The sequence below is a fragment of the Amycolatopsis roodepoortensis genome, assembly GCF_024628825.1.
GTDB classification, from domain to species: Bacteria; Actinomycetota; Actinomycetes; order Mycobacteriales; family Pseudonocardiaceae; genus Amycolatopsis; species Amycolatopsis roodepoortensis.
Genome location: NZ_CP102415.1, coordinates 2,410,443 through 2,428,173, shown reverse-complemented (window position 1 = coordinate 2,428,173; position 17,731 = coordinate 2,410,443). Strand labels below are relative to the sequence as shown.

The 17,731-nt window shown below is 69.9% G+C and carries 18 protein-coding genes and 1 pseudogene; 15 read left to right on the top strand and 4 right to left on the bottom strand.

What is annotated here, in order from left to right; translation table 11 throughout:
* Window positions 1-89: 89 nt before the first annotated feature.
* The 11 genes from NQK81_RS11230 (at window position 90) to NQK81_RS11180 (ending at window position 11,623) form a co-directional block, all read left to right on the top strand.
* Window positions 90-1,412 carry an MATE family efflux transporter gene (locus tag NQK81_RS11230; protein WP_257488120.1) on the top strand — a complete coding sequence of 441 codons (1,323 nt, stop codon included), beginning with the start codon at window positions 90-92 and terminating at the stop codon, window positions 1,410-1,412.
* A 183-nt stretch (window positions 1,413-1,595) separates the two neighbouring features.
* Entirely contained in the window at window positions 1,596-2,918 is a 1,323-nt protein-coding gene (locus NQK81_RS11225) for an MFS transporter (protein ID WP_257488119.1), read from the top strand.
* 17 nt (window positions 2,919-2,935) lie between these two features.
* On the top strand, window positions 2,936-3,859 hold the full coding sequence (gene truB / locus NQK81_RS11220) for a tRNA pseudouridine(55) synthase TruB (RefSeq protein WP_257488118.1): 924 nt from the start codon (window positions 2,936-2,938) through the stop codon (window positions 3,857-3,859).
* Window positions 3,860-3,898: 39 nt separating this feature from the next.
* The gene (locus NQK81_RS11215; RefSeq protein WP_192745659.1) at window positions 3,899-4,861 is read left to right on the top strand and encodes a bifunctional riboflavin kinase/FAD synthetase; all 963 of its coding nucleotides are present in this window, start codon (window positions 3,899-3,901) and stop codon (window positions 4,859-4,861) included.
* 117 nt (window positions 4,862-4,978) lie between these two features.
* Entirely contained in the window at window positions 4,979-5,461 is a 483-nt protein-coding gene (locus NQK81_RS11210; RefSeq protein ID WP_125675891.1) for a helix-turn-helix domain-containing protein, read from the top strand.
* A gap of 107 nt (window positions 5,462-5,568) precedes the next feature.
* Window positions 5,569-6,078: an RNA 2',3'-cyclic phosphodiesterase gene (gene thpR / locus NQK81_RS11205; protein ID WP_257488117.1), complete on the top strand. Its 510-nt coding sequence runs from the start codon at window positions 5,569-5,571 to the stop codon at window positions 6,076-6,078.
* Window positions 6,079-6,206: 128 nt separating this feature from the next.
* Window positions 6,207-6,476, top strand: coding sequence for a 30S ribosomal protein S15 (rpsO, locus tag NQK81_RS11200; protein ID WP_003084034.1), 270 nt, complete (start codon window positions 6,207-6,209; stop codon window positions 6,474-6,476).
* A gap of 252 nt (window positions 6,477-6,728) precedes the next feature.
* On the top strand, window positions 6,729-8,975 hold the full coding sequence (locus NQK81_RS11195) for a polyribonucleotide nucleotidyltransferase (protein ID WP_257488116.1): 2,247 nt from the start codon (window positions 6,729-6,731) through the stop codon (window positions 8,973-8,975).
* A 94-nt stretch (window positions 8,976-9,069) separates the two neighbouring features.
* Window positions 9,070-10,434, top strand: a complete 1,365-nt coding sequence (locus NQK81_RS11190) for a M16 family metallopeptidase (RefSeq protein WP_126737738.1) — start codon at window positions 9,070-9,072, stop codon at window positions 10,432-10,434.
* The gene (dapB, locus tag NQK81_RS11185) at window positions 10,431-11,177 is read left to right on the top strand and encodes a 4-hydroxy-tetrahydrodipicolinate reductase (RefSeq protein ID WP_257488115.1); all 747 of its coding nucleotides are present in this window, start codon (window positions 10,431-10,433) and stop codon (window positions 11,175-11,177) included. Before NQK81_RS11190 ends, dapB begins: the two co-directional genes overlap by 4 nt.
* The gene (locus tag NQK81_RS11180) at window positions 11,174-11,623 is read left to right on the top strand and encodes a tetratricopeptide repeat protein (protein ID WP_126737736.1); all 450 of its coding nucleotides are present in this window, start codon (window positions 11,174-11,176) and stop codon (window positions 11,621-11,623) included. Before dapB ends, NQK81_RS11180 begins: the two co-directional genes overlap by 4 nt.
* Before the next feature lie 111 nt (window positions 11,624-11,734).
* On the opposite strand, the gene NQK81_RS11175 is transcribed toward NQK81_RS11180, so the two are convergent.
* Entirely contained in the window at window positions 11,735-12,256 is a 522-nt protein-coding gene (locus NQK81_RS11175) for a YqaA family protein (protein ID WP_257488114.1), read from the bottom strand.
* Window positions 12,257-12,405: 149 nt separating this feature from the next.
* Between NQK81_RS11175 and NQK81_RS45265 the strand changes: the two are divergent.
* A pseudogene (locus NQK81_RS45265) lies at window positions 12,406-12,813 on the top strand (GtrA family protein); the annotation flags it as partial.
* Window positions 12,814-12,879: 66 nt separating this feature from the next.
* On the opposite strand, the gene NQK81_RS11165 reads toward NQK81_RS45265, so the two are convergent.
* Entirely contained in the window at window positions 12,880-13,440 is a 561-nt protein-coding gene (locus NQK81_RS11165; protein WP_257488113.1) for a GNAT family N-acetyltransferase, read from the bottom strand.
* Window positions 13,441-13,499: 59 nt separating this feature from the next.
* Here NQK81_RS11165 and NQK81_RS11160 point away from each other — a divergent pair, with 59 nt between their 5' ends.
* Window positions 13,500-14,720 (top strand): winged helix-turn-helix domain-containing protein, encoded by a 1,221-nt coding sequence (locus NQK81_RS11160; RefSeq protein ID WP_257488112.1) that lies wholly within the window; start codon window positions 13,500-13,502, stop codon window positions 14,718-14,720.
* A gap of 269 nt (window positions 14,721-14,989) precedes the next feature.
* Here NQK81_RS11160 and NQK81_RS11155 read toward each other — a convergent pair whose 3' ends face one another.
* Together NQK81_RS11155 and NQK81_RS11150 are read right to left on the bottom strand one after the other, a co-directional pair.
* On the bottom strand, window positions 14,990-15,898 hold the full coding sequence (locus NQK81_RS11155; RefSeq protein WP_257488111.1) for a DUF4097 family beta strand repeat-containing protein: 909 nt from the start codon (window positions 15,896-15,898) through the stop codon (window positions 14,990-14,992).
* Window positions 15,899-15,909: 11 nt separating this feature from the next.
* On the bottom strand, window positions 15,910-16,434 hold the full coding sequence (locus NQK81_RS11150) for a toxin-antitoxin system HicB family antitoxin (RefSeq protein ID WP_257488110.1): 525 nt from the start codon (window positions 16,432-16,434) through the stop codon (window positions 15,910-15,912).
* A 133-nt stretch (window positions 16,435-16,567) separates the two neighbouring features.
* Between NQK81_RS11150 and thyX the strand changes: the two genes are divergently transcribed.
* Together thyX and NQK81_RS11140 are read left to right on the top strand one after the other, a co-directional pair.
* Entirely contained in the window at window positions 16,568-17,320 is a 753-nt protein-coding gene (gene thyX / locus NQK81_RS11145) for an FAD-dependent thymidylate synthase (protein ID WP_007029376.1), read from the top strand.
* Window positions 17,320-17,712, top strand: a complete 393-nt coding sequence (locus tag NQK81_RS11140; protein ID WP_257488109.1) for an ACT domain-containing protein — start codon at window positions 17,320-17,322, stop codon at window positions 17,710-17,712. The genes thyX and NQK81_RS11140 overlap by 1 nt, the downstream gene beginning before the upstream one ends.
* Window positions 17,713-17,731: the final 19 nt, after the last annotated feature.

The window sequence follows — 17,731 nt, the reverse complement described above, 5'->3', positions numbered from 1 at the left end:
CCTACGTCACCGGTGCGAAGCAGGCCCGCTTCGGCCCGGCCGGTTTCCCGGCGACTGGGACTGTCGTACCAGACGTCTAGTCTGCATCGGTGCCTGAAGCTTCCGAACCCGACGAGCGCGTCCCGCCGAAACGCGTGCTCGGTCTCGCCGTGCCCGCGCTCGGCGTTCTCGCCGCCGAACCGCTGTACGTCCTGGTGGACACGGCCGTCGTCGGTCACCTCGGCGCGCTGCCGCTGGCCGGGCTCGCCGTCGGCGGTGTCGTGCTGTCGCAGGTTTCGAGCCAGCTGACGTTCCTGTCGTACGGCACCACGGCGCGGACGGCGCGGCTGCACGGCGCGGGCCGCCGGGGCGACGCGGTCCGCGAAGGCGTCCAGGCGACCTGGCTGGCGGTGATCGTCGGGCTGGTCGTGATCGTCGCCGGGCAGCTGCTGGCCGCGCCGATCGCCCGGGTCCTTTCCGGCGACGCCGCGATCACCGACGCTGCCGTCTCCTGGCTGCGGATCGCGTTGTTCGGCACGCCGTTCATCCTGATCACGATGGCGGGCAACGGCTGGATGCGCGGCGTCCAGGATTCCGCCAAACCGTTGCGCTATGTGCTGGCGGGCAACGGGATCTCCGCCGTGCTGTGCCCGGTGCTGGTGTACGGCGCGGACTGGGGGCTGGAAGGGTCGGCGATCGCGAACGTCGTCGCGCAGGTGATCTCTGCGTCGCTGTTCATCGCGGCGCTGGTGCGGGAGCGGGTCCCGCTGCGCCCGGAGCCGAAGGTGATGCGCGCCCAGCTCGGCCTCGGCCGGGATCTGGTGCTCCGCAGCCTCGCCTTCCAGGCGTGTTTCGTCTCCGCCGCCGCGGTCGCCGCGCGGACGTCGACCGAGGCCGTCGGCGCGCACCAGGTCGTGCTGCAGCTGTGGACCTTCCTCGCGCTGGTGCTGGACTCGCTAGCGATCGCCGCGCAGTCGCTCGTGGGCGCCGCCCTCGGTGCCGGCGCGAGCAAACGGGCCCGCGGGCTGTCGAGGCAGATCACCGGCTACGGGCTGGTGTTCGGCTGCTTCCTCGGCGTCGTGTTCGCGTCGGTGGCCGGGGTGCTGCCGCGGGTGTTCACCTCCGACGCGGCGGTGCTCGGCCAGATCCCGCACGCGTGGTGGTTCTTCGTCGCGCTGCAACCGATCGCCGGCGTGGTGTTCGCGCTGGACGGCGTCCTGCTCGGCGCGGGCGACGCCGCCTTCCTGCGCAACGCGACCCTGCTGAGCGCGGCGCTCGGGTTCCTGCCGCTGATCTGGCTGTCGCTCGCGTTCGGCTGGGGGCTGGCCGGGATCTGGACCGGGCTCTCGTTGTTCATGCTCCTGCGGCTGGCGACCCTGCTGGTGCGGTGGCGCTCGGGGCGGTGGGCCGTCGAGGGCGCCGTCCGCGTTTAGTCCTCTGGATGCGGTCCTTGCGCGGGCGACTACCGCATCCAGAGGACGAAATGCGGGAGGGGAGGCGTGTGGCGAAAAGCACCCGGGTAACGGCTATGTTTCGTCGTTGCTTACGCGCTACAACTATATGAGGCGGCAGTGCGGGCGTCTCCACGCCCGAACCGTGCTCAAGGAGGAAATACTGTGACAGGCCGAGCCACCCGCCGGTCCTGGTTCATCTGGTTCGCCGCCGTCACCGTCTACCTCCTCGCCGTCTTCCACCGCACCTCGTTCGGGGTCGCCGGGCTCCAGGCCGCCGACCGCTTCGGCGTCGGCGCGGCCGCGCTCGGCACGTTCACCGTCCTGCAGGTCGGCGTCTACGCCGCGATGCAGATCCCCACCGGCGTCCTCGTCGACCGTTACGGCCCGCGCCGCGTGCTCACCGCCGCCGTGTTCTTCCTCGGCCTCGGCCAGACCCTGCTCGCGGTCGCGGATTCGTACCCGCTCGGACTGATCGCCCGCGCGGTCGTCGGCTTCGGCGACGCGTTGACGTTCGTGAGCATCATGCGGCTGATCGCCGCGCATTTCCCCGGCCGCCAGTACGCGCTGCTCGCCGCGCTGACCGGGGCCATCGGTTACGTCGGCAACCTCGCCGCGACGGTCCCGCTCGGCCTGCTGCTCGACGGCCCCGGCTGGACCCCGACGTTCCTCGCCGTCGGCCTGGTGACCGCGCTGTACGCCGCCGTCGTCGCCCTTCGCGTCAAGGACTCCCCGCCCGGCGAGCCGGCGCCCGTGCGCGAACGGGTGCACCCGAAACTGCTGGGCCGCCAGGTCGCCGCCGCGTGGCGCACCCCGGGCACCCGGCTGGGTTTCTGGGTCCACTTCAGCACGATGTTCGCCCCCAACGTGCTGACCATGCTCTGGGGTGTCCCGTTCCTCGTGCAGGGGCAGGGCTATCCGAAGGCCACCGCGAGTTCGCTGCTGATCGTGTTCGTGTTCGGCTCGATGCTCGGCGGACCGTTGATCGGCGGACTGATCGGACGGCGCCCGTCGCTGCGGATGCCGCTCGTCGGCGGGTACATCGGCGGCGCCGCGGTGATGTGGGCGGTCCTGCTCGGCTGGGGCGGGACGATCCCGGTCGCGGTCCTGGTCCCCGTGTTCGCGTTCCTCTCCCTCGGCGGCCCGGCGTCGATGATCGGTTTCGCGCTGGCGCGGGACTACAACCCGCTCTCACGCGTCGGCACCGCGACCGGGGTGGTGAACGTCGGCGGCTTCGTGGCCACGACGATCTCGGCGCTCGCGGTCGGCGTGCTGCTGGAGTGGACTGGCGGCACGTTCCGCCTGGCGCTGCTGTCCGTGATCGCGGTGCTCGCGTTCGGCACCTTCCGGATGCTCGTGTGGTGGCGGCGCACCCGCGCCGTGCTGTTCGAGGCCGAAGCCCGCGGCGAGGCGATCCCGGTGCAGATCCGGCGCCGCCGCTGGGACGCCGAAGCACCGCTGCCCGTCTCGTCCTGGGCGAGAGGCTGAAAGATAGGGTTCGGCCCGTGTCGCGCCCCAATCAGGCTCAAGCCAAGAAACGTCCCGCCCCGCCGCCCGGCCTCGTCATCGTCGACAAACCGTCCGGGATGACCTCCCACGACGTCGTCGCCAGGGCGCGGCGCTTCATGGGCACCCGCAAGGTCGGGCACGCCGGCACCCTCGACCCGATGGCCACCGGCGTCCTCGTGCTCGGCATCGAACGCGCGACGAAACTCCTCGGCCACTTGGCGCTGGACCGCAAGACCTACCTCGCGACCCTCTCCTTGGGACTGTCCACCACGACCGACGACGCCGAGGGCGAGCCGATCGCCGAAGCCGCCCCGGACGTCGTCGAGAAGATCACCGACGAAGCGATCGCGGCCGGGATCGCCGCGCTGACCGGCGACATCCAGCAGGTGCCGAGCGCGGTCAGCGCGGTCAAGATCGACGGCAAACGCGCGTACGCCCGGGTCCGCGCCGGCGAAGAGGTCGTCATCCCGCCGCGTCCGGTCACCGTGCACCGCTTCGACCTGCTCGCCACCCGCCGCGAGGCGGGCCGGATCGAACTCGACGCCGTCGTCGAATGCTCGTCGGGGACCTACGTCCGGGCGCTGGCCCGCGATCTCGGCGCCGGGCTGGGCGTCGGCGGGCATCTGCTCGCGTTGCGGCGCACCACGGTCGGGCCGTTCACGCTCGCCAAGGCCCGCACCCTCGACCAGCTCGAAGACAAGCCGGAACTGTCGCTGGACCTCGACGCCGCCGTCGCCGCCGCGTTCCCGCGCCGCGATCTGGACGTCCGCATGGCGCAGGCGGTCCGATATGGACAGAGGGTGCCCGCGGCCGGGATCGAGGGCACGTACGGGATGTTCGGACCGGACGGCCGGGTGCTCGCGCTCGCCGCGGACGAAGGCGAACTGGCCCGGTCGGTGGTCGTGTTGCTGCCCGCCTAGGGTATTGACCGGAGCGGGCTTGAGGAGACGGGGCCAGAAGTGCAGCGTTGGCGTGGTTTGGGTGACCTCCCCGGGAGCTGGGGACGGTGCGTGGTGACGATCGGCGTCTTCGACGGCGTGCACCGCGGTCATCAGGAGCTGATTTCGAGGACGGTCCGCGCCGCCGCCGAACGCGGCGTGCCGAGCGTGGTGCTGACCTTCGATCCGCATCCGTCGGAGGTGATCCGGCCGGGCAGTCATCCGGCGCAGCTGACCACGTTGCGCCGCAAGGCGGAACTGGTCGAGGGCCTGGGCGCGGACGTCTTCTGCGTGCTGCCGTTCACGCTGGAGCTGTCGCGGCTGACGGCGCACGAGTTCGTGCACGAGGTGCTGGTGGACAAGCTGCACGCGGCCGCGGTGATCGTGGGGGAGAACTTCACCTTCGGCGCCAAGGCGGCCGGCGACGTCGAACTCCTTCGCACGCTGGGCAAGCGGTTCGGTTTCGTGGCGCAGGGAGCGGAACTGCAGGGACTGCTCGCCCAGGAGCAGGCGGACAACGACATCACCTTCTCCTCGACCTACGTCCGCTCGTGCATCGACGCCGGCGACGTCGTCGCCGCGTCCGAAGCGCTCGGCAGGCCGCACCGGCTGGAGGGCATCGTCGTCCGGGGCGACGGCCGGGGACACGACCTCGGCTACCCGACGGCGAACCTGTCGACGCCGCGGTTCGCCGCGGTGCCCGCCGACGGCGTCTACAGCGCCTGGTTCACCCGTTCGTCGGATTCCGGCCGACGGCTGCGCGCCGCCGTGTCGGTCGGCACCAACCCGACCTTCTCGGGGCGGGAACGCACCGTCGAGGCCTTCGTCCTCGACATCGACGAGGATTTCTACGGGCAGCACGTCGCGCTCGATTTCGTCACCAAGCTGCGGGATCAGGTCCGGTTCCCGACCTCGGAGGGGCTGGTGGCGCAGATCGACGAGGACGTCGCCCGCACCAGGGAACTGCTCGGCGAGCAGGACTGACGGTTCCGGCCTTGGCCGGGATGACAATCGGCAAACACACCCGCTCACGTGCGTTCCGGTGGCAAGATGTCACGGACCGCGCATGGCGTTCGATGGGGTTAAGGGGAGCGGACCAAGGTGGAGGACCACAAGATCGTCCAGCGGAACATCGCGCTGCAGAAGGAGTGGTACGGGGAGCCGCTCGGCGATCGCGTGCGGAGACTGGTCGTCGCCTTCGACATCTCCCAGGCCTTCCTCGCCGAGGTCCTCGGCATCAGCGCGCCCATGCTCAGCCAGGTGATGAGCGGGCGCCGCGCCAAGATCGGGAACCCCGTAGTCCTCGCCAAGATGATCATGCTGGAGCGCAAGGTGCTGGTCCCGGCGGTCGCCGCGGGGGACCGCAAGGCCATGCAGGAGGCGCTCGAGGACGTCCGCGACTCGCGGCCGACGGTGGGCCGGGACAGCATCCCGGTCGGCGCCGTCGCCGACGACCAGGGTGTGCTCGTGGCGCTGCGGGACATCGGCGAGGACGAAGACCTCACCGAAGCCGCGAAGCTGCTCGACGAGGACTTCCCGTCCCTGGCGGACCTGCTGCGCCGCGCCGCGCGGAACGGTTCCTGACGTAACTTGCGTGCTTGGCGGCGTAACTCGCGTGTTTGGAGGCGTAACTCACGAGTTACGCCTCCAAACACGCGAGTTACGGCTCTGATCACGTGAGTCACGCGCCCATGACGCTCTTCAGTGCGTTGATCCCGCCGGACGACGTCCTCGACGAGGTCGCCGCCGCCCTCGGCACGCCCGAAAAGGGCGATTTCCGCTGGTCACCGCGGGAGGACTGGCACATCACCCTCGGGTTCTACGGCCGGGACGACCCGGCGGACCGAGGCGACTGGCTCGCCGCGCGGCTGGACGGCGCGGCCCCGGTCGACCTCCGGCTGGAAAAGGCCGCGACATTCCCCGGGGTGCTGTGGTTGAGTGTGTCCGGAACCGGGCTCCACGAGCTGGCCCTGAAGGCCGGCGCGGAGAACGAGGGCAGGCCGTACGTGGCCCACCTGACACTGGCCCGCTTCCCCCGCGACCGGCCGCGAGCCGCGAGCGCGTGGGAGGAGCGGCTGGCCGGGTTCACCAGTGAGACCTGGACGGCGACCGAGGCCGTCCTGATGAGCAGTGACCGTGAACAGGGCGTTTCCCGCTACCGGGTGATCCGGTCGTACGCGCTGGACCACGCCCGCGCCTGAAGCCGCTGATCACGAGGCTGGTAGCCTTGATGATTGGGTCCGGCTGCAGTCCGTGGCGGCCGTGACCGTCTCACCCGGCGTGAAGACATCGTCCGGGCCGCACGGCACAGATATCTAGGAGCACCACTGTGGCTTTGTCCACCGAAGAGAAGAAGTCGATCCTTGCCGAGTACGGCGTGCACGACTCGGACACCGGATCCCCGGAGGCCCAGGTCGCGCTGCTGACCAAGCGCATCGTCGGCCTCACCGAGCACCTCAAGGCTCACAAGCACGACCACCACTCCCGTCGCGGGCTTCTGCTGCTGGTCGGCCGCCGCCGCCGGCTGCTGAACTACGTGATGAAGGTGGACATCGAGCGTTACCGTGCGCTGATCCAGCGTCTCGGCCTGCGCCGATAGCTTGAACCCGAGGGGGAGTGACCACAACGGTCGCTCCCCCTCGGTCCAAGTACAGAGAGCTCTGTCTTTTCGAAGAGCGTGGCGCGAGCGCGCACGAGGAACCGTCCGCCGGTCCTCGGTAGTGGTTCCCGGGCAACGGCCCGGGGGCTTCGATCGAAGACCGGCCTCACTCCTCGAGCGTCCGCAGGCGAAACAGGTCCCAGGGTGGGAGACTCGCGCCGTTACAGAGGATCAAAAGAGGAGATACACCCTATGACCGACTCCACCGGAGTCACCGTGCACGAAACCGAAGCCGTGATCGACAACGGCCGTTTCGGCACTCGCACCGTCCGCTTCGAGACCGGCCGCCTGGCCCGTCAGGCCGCCGGTTCCGTCGTCGCGTACCTCGACGAAGAGACCATGCTGCTGTCGGCGACCACCGCGTCGAAGCACCCGAAGGACCACTTCGACTTCTTCCCGCTGACCGTGGACGTCGAAGAGCGGATGTACGCCGCCGGCCGCATCCCCGGCGCGTTCTTCCGCCGTGAAGGCCGCCCGTCGACCGACGCGATCCTGACCTGCCGCCTGATCGACCGGCCGCTGCGCCCGTCGTTCGCCGACGGTCTCCGCAACGAGATCCAGGTCGTCATCACCGTCCAGAGCCTCAACCCGGACGACCCGTACGACGTGCTCGCGATCAACGCGGCCTCGGCCTCGACCCAGATCGCCGGTCTGCCGTTCTCCGGTCCGGTCGGCGGCGTCCGCGTCGCGCTGATCGAGGGCCAGTGGGTCGCGTTCCCGACCTGGAAGCAGCTGGAAGAGGCCACCTTCAACATGGTGGTCGCCGGCCGGATCGTCGGTGACGACGTCGCCATCATGATGGTCGAGGCCGAAGGCACCGAGAAGACCCTCGACCTGATCGCCGACGGCGGCAAGGCGCCGGACGAGATCGCCGTCGCCGAGGGCCTCGAGGCCTCGAAGCCGTTCATCAAGGTGCTGTGCGAGGCCCAGCAGCAGCTGGCCGAGCTCGCCGCCAAGCCGACCGGCGAGTTCCCGGTCTTCCTCGCCTACGAGCAGGACGCGTACGACGCCGTCGCCGCCATCGCGACCGACGACCTCGCGAACGCCCTGACCATCGCGGGCAAGCAGGACCGCGACAACGCGACCGACCAGGTCAAGGCCGCGGTGCTGGAGAAGGTCGGCCTCGGCGAGGGCGAAGCCTTCCAGGGCCGCGAGAAGGAGATCGGCGCGGCGTTCAAGGCCCTGTCGAAGAAGATCATGCGCAAGCGCGTCCTCACGGACAAGATCCGCATGGACGGCCGCGGGCTGACCGACATCCGCTCGCTCGCCGCCGAGGTCGCCGTGATCCCGCGGGCGCACGGTTCGGCGCTGTTCGAGCGCGGTGAGACCCAGATCCTGGGCGTCACCACGCTGAACATGCTCCGCATGGAGCAGCAGATCGACTCGCTCTCCCCGGAGACCACGAAGCGGTACCTGCACCACTACAACTTCCCGCCGTTCTCCACCGGCGAGACCGGCCGCGTCGGTTCGCCGAAGCGGCGCGAGATCGGCCACGGCATGCTCGCCGAGCGCGCCCTGGTCCCGGTCCTGCCGAAGCGGGACGAGTTCCCGTACGCGATCCGCCAGGTCTCCGAGGCGCTGGGCTCCAACGGCTCCACCTCGATGGGCTCGGTCTGCGCCTCGACCATGGCGCTGCTGAACGCGGGTGTCCCGCTGAAGGCGCCGGTCGCCGGTATCGCCATGGGCCTCATCTCCGACGAGGTCGACGGCGAGACCCGCTACGTCGCGCTGACCGACATCCTCGGTGCCGAGGACGCCATGGGCGACATGGACTTCAAGGTCGCCGGCACCAAGGACATCATCACCGCGCTGCAGCTGGACACGAAGCTCGACGGCATCCCGTCGGAGGTCCTCGCGGCCGCGCTGAAGCAGGCGAAGGACGCCCGTCTCACCATCCTGGAGGTCATCGCCGAGGCGATCGACGGCCCGGACGAGATGAGCCCGTTCGCCCCGCGCGTCACCAGCGTGAAGATCCCGGTGGACAAGATCGGCGAGGTCATCGGCCCGAAGGGCAAGATGATCAACTCGATCACCGAGGAGACCGGCGCCGACATCTCCATCGAGGACGACGGCACGATCTACGTGGGCGCGGCCGACGGCCCGTCGGCGGAGGCGGCGATCGACAAGATCAACGCCATCGCCAACCCGCAGCTGCCCAAGGTCGGCGAGCGCTTCCTCGGCACCGTGGTGAAGACGGCCGCGTTCGGCGCGTTCGTCTCGCTGCTGCCGGGCAAGGACGGCCTGGTGCACATCTCGAAGCTGGGCAACGGCAAGCGGATCGCCAAGGTCGAGGACGTGGTCAACGTGGGCGACAAGCTCCGCGTCGAGATCGCCGACATCGACAACCGCGGCAAGATCAGCCTGATCGTGGTCCAGGAAGAAGACGCCAAGGCGGCTGAAGGCGACAAGGCCGAGGCCCCGAAGGCCGACGCCCAGTAATCCTGGCTGAACCGATGTGAAACGTCGGGAAAGGGTCGTTCGGGACAACTTGTGTCCTGAACGACCCTTTCCTGACATGTGAGTAAGGAATCCGTTGGCTCGTCAGGTTCCCGGGCACGAACAGCCCGTCGGCAGCACCCGTACGCTGGAGTCCACTTCGGACGGTGCGGTGGTCAAACGCAGTGTGCTGGCCGGTGGCCTCCGGGTCATCACCGAGCACGTACCCGCCTCCCGGTCCGCGACGGTCGGGCTGTGGGTCGGGGTCGGATCGCGGGACGAGCCGTCGTCGGTCGAGGGCGCGGCGCATTACCTCGAACACCTACTGTTCAAGGGCACCACGAACCGGGACGCCACCCAGATCGCCGAGGAGATCGACGCGGTCGGCGGCGAGTTCAACGCGTTCACCGCGAAGGAGCACACCTGCTACTACGCGCAGGTGCTCGACGAGGATCTGCCGCTGGCGATGGACCTCGTCACCGACGTCGTGTTCGAGGCGCTGTGCACGGACAAGGACGTCGAGACCGAACGCAGCGTCGTGCTCGAAGAGATCTCGATGCGTGACGACGACCCCGAAGACCTGCTGCACGAGACGTTCGTCGGCGCGATCCTGGGCAGCCACGCGCTGGGCCGTCCGGTGCTGGGCAGCGAGAAGTCCATCGTCGAGATGTCCGCTTCGGCGTTGCGCGGGTTCTACCGGCGCCGCTACACCCTGCCGCGGATGGTGCTCGCGGTCGCCGGGAACGTCGAGCACGCCCAGGTGCTTCGCTTGGTGCGCAAGGCTTTGCGGACCAGGCTGACCGGGGCGGCGACGCCGGTGCCGCCGCGCGGCGGGCGGGCGCGGATCGCGATGGCGCCGAAACTCGCGCTGCACACCGACGACACCGAACAGGCGCACGTGATGCTCGGCCTGCGTTCGCTGTCACGGCACGACGACCGCCGGTTCGCGCAGTCGGTGCTCAACGCCGCGCTCGGCGGCGGGATGAGTTCGCGCCTGTTCCAGGAGGTCCGGGAGAAGCGCGGGCTGGCGTACCAGGTGTACTCGTCCGTCGCGAGTTACGCCGACACCGGGCACATGGCCGTGTACGCGGGCTGCCAGCCGGAAAAGCTCGGCGAGGTCGCCGGGGTGATCCGCGAGGTGCTCGAACTCGTCGGCAAGGACGGGCTGAGCGAAGCCGAGGTCGCGCGCGCGAAGGGGCAGTTGCGGGGCGGGCTCGTGCTCGGCCTCGAAGACACTTCGTCACGCATGTCGCGGATCGGCAAGAACGAACTCAACTACGGCCGCTATCTCGGCGTCGACGACACGGTGGCGCGGATCGACGCCGTCACCACCGAAGAGGTCTGTGCGCTCGCTCGCACTCTGCTCGCCCGCCCTGGTGGCGTCTCGGCGGCGGCGGTGGTCGGGCCGTACGCTCACGCCGACGACCTTCCGGACGATCTGCACGAGGTGATCGCATCATGACCGCTGGAATTCGCGTCGGTGTGCTGGGCGCACGCGGCCGGATGGGCCAGGAAGTGGTGAACGCCGTCGATGGCGCCGACGACATGGAGCTCGTCGCCGCGCTCGACGCCGGTGACGACCTCGCGGCGCTCAAGCAGGCGCAGGTCGTCGTCGACTTCACCCATCCCGACGCGGTGATGGACAACCTGGAGTTCCTGACCGGCAACGGGATCCACGCCGTGGTCGGCACCACCGGGTTCAGCGAGGAGCGGCTGGAGAAGCTGCGCTCGTGGCTCGCGGCCGACCCGTCGCTCGGCGTGCTGATCGCGCCGAACTTCGCGCTCGGCGCGGTGCTGGCGATGCGGTTCGCCCAGCAGGCGGCGCGGTTCTACAACTCGGCCGAGGTCATCGAGCTGCACCACAACCGCAAGGCCGACGCGCCCTCCGGCACGGCCGCGCACACCGCCCGGCTGATCGGCGAGGCCCGCGCGGCAGCCGGTCTCGCTCCCGGTGAAGACGCGACGACGTCCGAAGTGGACGGTGCCCGCGGCGCGCTCGTCGACGACGTCCGCGTGCACTCGGTGCGGCTGCCCGGACTGGTGGCGCACGAGGAGATCCTGTTCGGTGGCGAGGGAGAGACCTTGACCATCCGCCACGATTCGCTGCATCGCACGTCGTTCATGCCGGGTGTGCTGCTCGGTGTGCGTTCGGTGCTCACGCGGCCCGGCCTCACGGTCGGTCTCGAGAACATCCTCGACCTGTGAGGGCCCGCAACTTCGCGCTGGTGATGACGGCGGCGCTCGCCGTCTACGTCGTCCTGCTGGCGGGCCGGGGCATCGCGCTGGTGCGCACCGGCGAGACGGTGCCGGTGCTCTTCGGCGTCGGGGTCCTGCTGCTGCCGCTGCTCGGGATCTGGATCATCGTGACCACCTGGCGTTCCGGCGTCCAGATCCAGCGGCTCTCACGGCGGCTGGACGAGGAAGGCGGCCTGCCCGACGTCTCCGATCTGCCCCGGCGGCCTTCGGGCCGGGTGGATCGCGACGCGGCCGACGCCTGGTTCGAGGAGCGCCGCGCCGAAGTCGAGGCGGACCAGGAGAACTGGCGCGTCTGGTACCGGCTGGCGTACGCGTACGAGATCGCCGGCGACCGGAAACGGGCCCGCGCGACGATGCGTCGCGCCGTCGAACTCGAAGCCGCTTCCCGCACTTAGTCCTCTAAATGCGGGGCCGTGGCACCCTGAGACCGCCCGCCAGGGCATCGGTCCAGGTGGTCGTGAGTGGCGTTTCGGGTTCTAACCCGAAACGCCACTCACGACCCAGGGTCAGTAGTGGAACCAGCCCGCGAACAGGGCGGGGGAGGCGGCCAGCAGGCTGAAGCGCAGCCAGCGGCCCAGGAAACCGGTGGCCAGGAACGTCGCCAGCGGCATCCGCACCAGCCCCGCGAGGACACTCGTGGCCATGTACGGCGGCAGGCCGACGACCGAGCTCACCCCGTACGTGCCCGCCATCCAATGCGGATGCCGGTGGCACCGTTCGCGCAGTGCGTCGAGCCGGGCGCGCATCTTCTTGGTGCGCGCCCGCCATCTTTCCCGGCGCGCGGTGGGCGGCCGCTGCCGGTGCAGGCGGTCGTGCAGCGGTTTCGGCAGCTTGATCGTGCCCTTCGCGGCGAGGTAGTAGAGCGTCTTCCCGCCCACCTGACCGGCCGCGACGATGGCGCCGAGCAGCAGCCACGGCATCGTCGGCTGGCTCGCGCACAGGCCGATGAGGAACATCTCGATGCTGACGACGGGGAGGATCGCGGAGCCGAAGGCGACGCCGAACGACAGGAGCAACCAGCCTGCCATCGTTGCCTCCCCGTTATCTTCGTTCTCTCCAAGCTATCAGTTGAAAACCAGGACGCACTGGGGCCAGCCCCCGTTCCCGGCTTCCGGGCCGCACCAGAAGATCACCTGTTCGTCGGCTCGCGGCCACCTGCCGCTGCCATGCTGAACCCGTGGCCGACGTGCACGACGCGGTCCGCGGCAAAGGTTTCGCGGATCGCTTCGCCGACTTCTGCGCGGCCGTGGTGCGGCGCCTCCCCTTCGGGCTTTCCCGGCTGGTGGCGCCGAGTTTCCTCGGTTTCGCGCTCATCAACGGGTTCACCTTCGGGGTCGACCTGATCCTGCTGGTGCTGCTCCGGAGCTGGCTCGGCCTGCCGGTGTGGCTGGCGATCACGCTCGCGTACGCGACGGCGTTCGGTCTGAGCTTCGTGCTGAACCGCAGCATGAACTTCCGTTCGCACGCGCCCGTCGGCAGACAGGCGGTGCTGTACGTCATCGCGATCGTCATCAACTACGTGGCGTTCCTGCTGGGTGTCGGCGCCGGGCTGGCCGCGCTGGGCGTCGACTACCGCCTCTCCCGGCTCATCGCCGGGGCGTGCGAAGGCGCCTTCATGTACTCGGTGATGCGCTGGGTCGTGTTCGCGAAGTCACGGAGCGAGCTCGAGGTCGAGACCGCCGGTGAGCCGGACTTCGCGCACGTTCGTGCTTCCGGTGTCGAGGATGCGGACGGTCCCGTCGGGCGACCAGCCCGCGCGGCGGAAGAAACCCAGTGACGCGTGATCGGTCTGGGCGACCCAGCTGATCCCGCGCGTGGCGCCGTCCTCGCGCAGCCAGGCGGACGCGTTCGCCAGCAGCCGTCCCGCGTGCCCGCGCCGTCCCCAGCGCGGCTCGACCAGCAGCGAGGCGATGAGCGCCGTCGTCGAAGCGTCGTCGGGCAGTGAGCCGTCGGCGGTGGCGACCTCGCTCTCCGGAGCGCGGCCGGCGACGCAGAAACCGACGGTGAACTCGCCTTCGGTGGCGAGGAAGACGCGCGTGCCCGGGTACTCGATCGTTTCGGTCCAGGTCTTTTCGAGTTCGTCGATGTCGAGCCCGGCGACGGCCGCTTCGCCGAGCAACTCCGTGTAGGCGCTTCGCCACGTGTCACGCTGGATGCGGGCGATCTCGGGGGCGTCGGACACGACTGCTGGGCGGACTTCGGCGGCGGCCATGCTGCGCAGATTAGCGGTGCGGCCGGAAACTGTCGGTGGTGGATGGCAGCATGCGCAGGATGAGCACTACGACCATCAGCGGGCCGGTCGCGCGCCGGATCGCGCTGGCCGCACAGGGGTTCGCCGAGGCGCGTCCGGGCGGAGCGGCGACAAGGCGGCATCTGCAACGCGTGCTGTCGCGAATCCAGTTGCTGCAACTGGATTCGGTGAACGTCGCGGTCCGCGCGCACTACATGCCGCTGTTCTCCCGGCTCGGTGCGTACGAGCCCGCGCTGGTGGACGACGCGGCCTGGTCCCATTCCGCGCGCAAACCCCGGCTGCTGGTCGAAACCTGGGCCCACGAGGCGAGTCTGCTGCCGATCGCGGACTGGCCGCTCCTGCGGTCCGGGGCGAAACGCATGGGCTGGTGGACGAACTACGCGCGGGTGCTGGAGCAGACGCCCCAGCTGGTGGACGACATCCTGACCGTGGTCAAGGAACTCGGGCCGATCGGCGCGGGCGGTATCGAGCGGGCGCTGGAGGGTAAGGGGACCGGCACGAAACCCGGCTCGTGGTGGGAGCGGTCGGAGGTCAAGAAGGCCTGCGAGTGGCTCTTCGGCATGGGCCAGCTGACCACCGGCACCCGCCGGTCGTTCGAGCGGCTGTACGACCTGACCGAACGCGTCGTCCCGCCGGAGATCCTGTCGCGGACCGTCAGCCCGGAGGAAGGCGCCCGCGAGCTGATCACCCGCGCGGCCGTCGCGCTGGGCATCGGCACCGAACCGGATCTGCGGGACTACTACCGGCTCGGGCCGGACGTCAGCAAGCGGGCGGTGGCCGAACTGGTCGAGGCGGGTGTACTCGAACCGGTGACCGTGGACGGCTGGCCCGCCCCCGCGTACCGGCACGTCGCGGCGAAGGCGCCTCGCCGTGTCACCGGCCGGGCCCTGCTGTCGCCGTTCGACCCGCTGATCTGGGAACGCGCCCGCACCGAGCGCATCTTCGACTTCTTCTACCGCATCGAGATCTACGTGCCGGAGCCGAAGCGGATCTACGGGTACTACGTGTTCCCGTTCCTGCTCGACGGCGAACTCGTCGGCCGGGTCGACCTCAAATGCGATCGGGCCGCCGGGGTGCTTCGCGTTCAGGGCGCCTTCGCGGAGCCCGGTGTGGATGTCGCGCGCGTGGCCAGTGAGCTGGCGGGCGAGCTGCGGCTGATGGCGGACTGGCAGGGGCTGGACGGGGTCGTGATGGGGGAGCGGGGCGATCTCGCTCCGGTGCTTTCACGCCTGGTGCAGTGAGGCTTTGACCACCGAAGTACATGAAGGCCCCCTTCCTTGCGTCAGGCGCAAGGAAGGGGGCCTTCATGTACTAGCTGGATACCTGGACGCCTCGGCCGCTCGTACCCCACGCCAAGGTTGCGAAAGCCACTTTCGCAACCTTCAACGTTGCGAAAGTGGCTTTCGCAACACGCCACCGGCAGCATGAAGAAATGAGCGAGGGACCTTCGCTCCCACCCCCGTGGAAAAGTGAGAGCAAAGGTCCCTCGATCCCCCTGCGGTCCGCGACCTCAGCTGGCCGCGCTGGTCACCACCGCGTCGCCGGTGCCGGTGCGCGCCCGCACCTTCAGCGAAACCTCCGCGGGCGCGGTCTCCGCGACCTCCAGCTCGCTCGACACCGACCCGGTCGTCGACGAAAGGTCGATCTCCGCCTGAACGCCGCCGCGGATCCCGACGCGGACTTCACCCGATCCGGTGGTCAGCTCCAGCGTCCCGGAGGCGGCGTCCGCCACCGAGAGGGAGCCGCTGCCGGTGCGCGCCAGGACCTCGCCCGCGACCTCGCCGAGCCAGACGTCACCCGTGCCGGTGGCGAGCGTGACCGAACCGCTCACCGAGGCCGCTTCGACGGAGCCGCTGCCGGTGCGCAGCTGGAGACCGGACAGGGTCGGCCCGAGTTTGATGTCCCCGGTGCCGGTGCGGACGATCGCCGAACCGTCGGCCCGTTCGAGGCCGATCTTGCCGGCGCCGGTCAGGAGGTCCGCCCGCCCGGCGGAGCCGGTCACCGTGACATCGGCCGCCCCGGCCCGCACCTCCAGATGCGAACCGGCGGGGGCCCGGACGGTGACGGCGAGCGGGACGTTCTTCAGCTGCCAGGCCTTCGGCGCCTGGACGACCAGCCGGTTGCCGACCTTCTCGATCCGAGTCTGCGCCACGGCGTCACCCGCCGACCCCACCGGTGAACCGCCGAGCTGATCTCCGAAACGTTCCCCGACCCAGCTGAGCAGGCTCGTCATCCCGTCCACCCACGGCTGCTGTTCGCCGCCGTCCCGGCGGACCTCGGCGTGGACGCCGCTCTCGCCGGTCAGTTCGATGGTCACCCGGCCGATGCCCACGCTCACGTCGATCTCGATCGGGCCTTCGGCCTCGAAGTCCTCGACGCGCACGGTCTCTTCACCCGCGGGAGTGTTTTCCTCGGTCATTTCCGTCCCCCTCAGCCCTGGACCCAGCCGTGCAGGTGCGACCCCGCACCGCCGCCCGGCTTCTGCTTGTAGTGCCAGTGCTCGCTCCCGCTCTTGCCCAGCGCCCCCTGGACGGCCTGCGAGACGAACGTGTTCAGCGAAACGCCCTGAGCGGCGGCCGCGGCTTCGGCCTGGCCCTTGACCTGCTCGAACAGGCGCAGCGTGATGCGGGTGATGTCGCCCGTGTCCACCTTGGGCGCGCGTGGCGCCTCCTGGCGTGGCGCGGACTGCTCGGCACCCTCGGCCGAGCCGGAGCCCGCGCCGGTGACGACGACGCGCACGTCGCGGCCGTCGAGCCGGACGTCGACGACGTGCCCCGGCAGCGCCGAAGTCACTTCGGCGGCGAGGTCGGCGAGGGCGTTCATGATGGTCAGGCGGGCGGCCGGCTCCAGCGCCGACGACAGCAGCGCGGCAGCGCGCCGCGTCTGCTCGTCGCCGGCCGAAGCCGTGTTCGCGAGGTCCTCGCGAAGGCTTGTGATGTACGGCGTCAGATCCATGACGCCACTATGGTGTCACTTGTGATGTCACGTCAAGGAGAGCTGACGTCACCGTGATGTCTCCCCGGCGTCGAAGACGCTTGCGGTTACGCTGCCCGGAGTCGTGGAGCAGGGGTCGAAAAGGAGTGCGAACGTGGCCGAGACCGTGTCACCCAAGGTTCAACTGATCGCGAAGACGGAGTTCTTCCCGCCGTCGGACGTACCGTGGTCGACCGATGCCGACGGTGGTGAGGCGCTGGCCGAATTCGCGGGCCGGGCCTGCTACCAGTCCTGGAAGAAGCCGAACCCGAAGACGGCCACCAACGCCGGCTACCTCGAGCACATCATCGACGTCGGCCACCTTTCGGTGCTGGAGCACGGCTCCGTCAGCTTCTACATCACCGGGATCTCCCGGTCGCTGACGCACGAGCTGATCCGTCACCGTCACTTCTCCTACTCGCAGCTTTCGCAGCGCTACGTGCCGGAGCGCGACGCCGCGTTCGTCGAGCCCGACGTCATCGCGCAGGACCCGGAGCTGCACGCGAAGTTCCTCGCCGCCTCGCAGGCCGCCGTCGACGCCTACACCGAGCTGCTCGCCGGGCTGGAGGAGAAGTTCGCCGACGTGCCGAGCGCGACCCTGCGCCGCAAGCAGGCCCGCCAGGCCGCCCGCGCCGTGCTGCCGAACGCGACCGAGACCCGCATCGTGGTCACCGGCAATTACCGCGCCTGGCGGCACTTCATCGCGATGCGCGCCACCGAGCACGCCGACGTCGAGATCCGCGCCCTGGCCATCGAGTGCCTGCGCGAGCTGCAGAAGGCTTCGAGCAACGTGTTCGCGGACTTCACCATCTCCGCGCTGCCCGACGGCACCGAGGTCGCGTCCAGCCCGAAGGTCCTCGAGGGCTGATGCGACGCCTCGCGATCGACGTCCGGCCCGGCGAGTACACGGTCGCCCGCCTCGCCCCGGACGCGCCGGTTCCGGCGAACCTGCTCGACCCCGGCGAGCCCGTGCTGATCTCGATCACGCGCACCCCGGAAGAGTTGTCGGTGATCTGCCCGGCCGGTCTCACGCCGGCCGGGGCCACCGTCGAGGACGGCTGGCGGCTGCTGTCGGTGCGCGGGCCGCTGGCCTTCACGCTGACCGGCATCATCGCGGCGCTGTCCAGCGAGCTGGCCGCCGCCGGGGTGGCGCTGTTCTCGATGTCCACTTTCGACACCGACCACGTCCTGGTCCGTGCCCCGGAGCTGGAGCGTGCGGTGAAGGCGCTCCGGGAAGCCGGGCACGAGGTCACGGTCTGATTCACGAGCCAGGCGAAGG

What these genes read in the sequence shown, in the direction of transcription:
- thpR (WP_257488117.1), top strand. Translation starts at nt 5,569, where the DNA reads ATGACGCTCTTCAGTGCGTTGATCCCGCCGGACGACGTCCTCGACGAG.
- NQK81_RS11195 (WP_257488116.1), top strand. Translation starts at nt 6,729, where the DNA reads ATGACCGACTCCACCGGAGTCACCGTGCACGAAACCGAAGCCGTGATC.
- dapB (WP_257488115.1), top strand. Translation starts at nt 10,431, where the DNA reads ATGACCGCTGGAATTCGCGTCGGTGTGCTGGGCGCACGCGGCCGGATG.
- NQK81_RS11175 (WP_257488114.1), bottom strand. Translation starts at nt 12,256, where the DNA reads ATGGCAGGCTGGTTGCTCCTGTCGTTCGGCGTCGCCTTCGGCTCCGCG.
- NQK81_RS11165 (WP_257488113.1), bottom strand. Translation starts at nt 13,440, where the DNA reads ATGGCCGCCGCCGAAGTCCGCCCAGCAGTCGTGTCCGACGCCCCCGAG.
- NQK81_RS11160 (WP_257488112.1), top strand. Translation starts at nt 13,500, where the DNA reads ATGAGCACTACGACCATCAGCGGGCCGGTCGCGCGCCGGATCGCGCTG.
- NQK81_RS11155 (WP_257488111.1), bottom strand. Translation starts at nt 15,898, where the DNA reads ATGACCGAGGAAAACACTCCCGCGGGTGAAGAGACCGTGCGCGTCGAG.
- NQK81_RS11150 (WP_257488110.1), bottom strand. Translation starts at nt 16,434, where the DNA reads ATGGATCTGACGCCGTACATCACAAGCCTTCGCGAGGACCTCGCGAAC.
- NQK81_RS11140 (WP_257488109.1), top strand. Translation starts at nt 17,320, where the DNA reads ATGCGACGCCTCGCGATCGACGTCCGGCCCGGCGAGTACACGGTCGCC.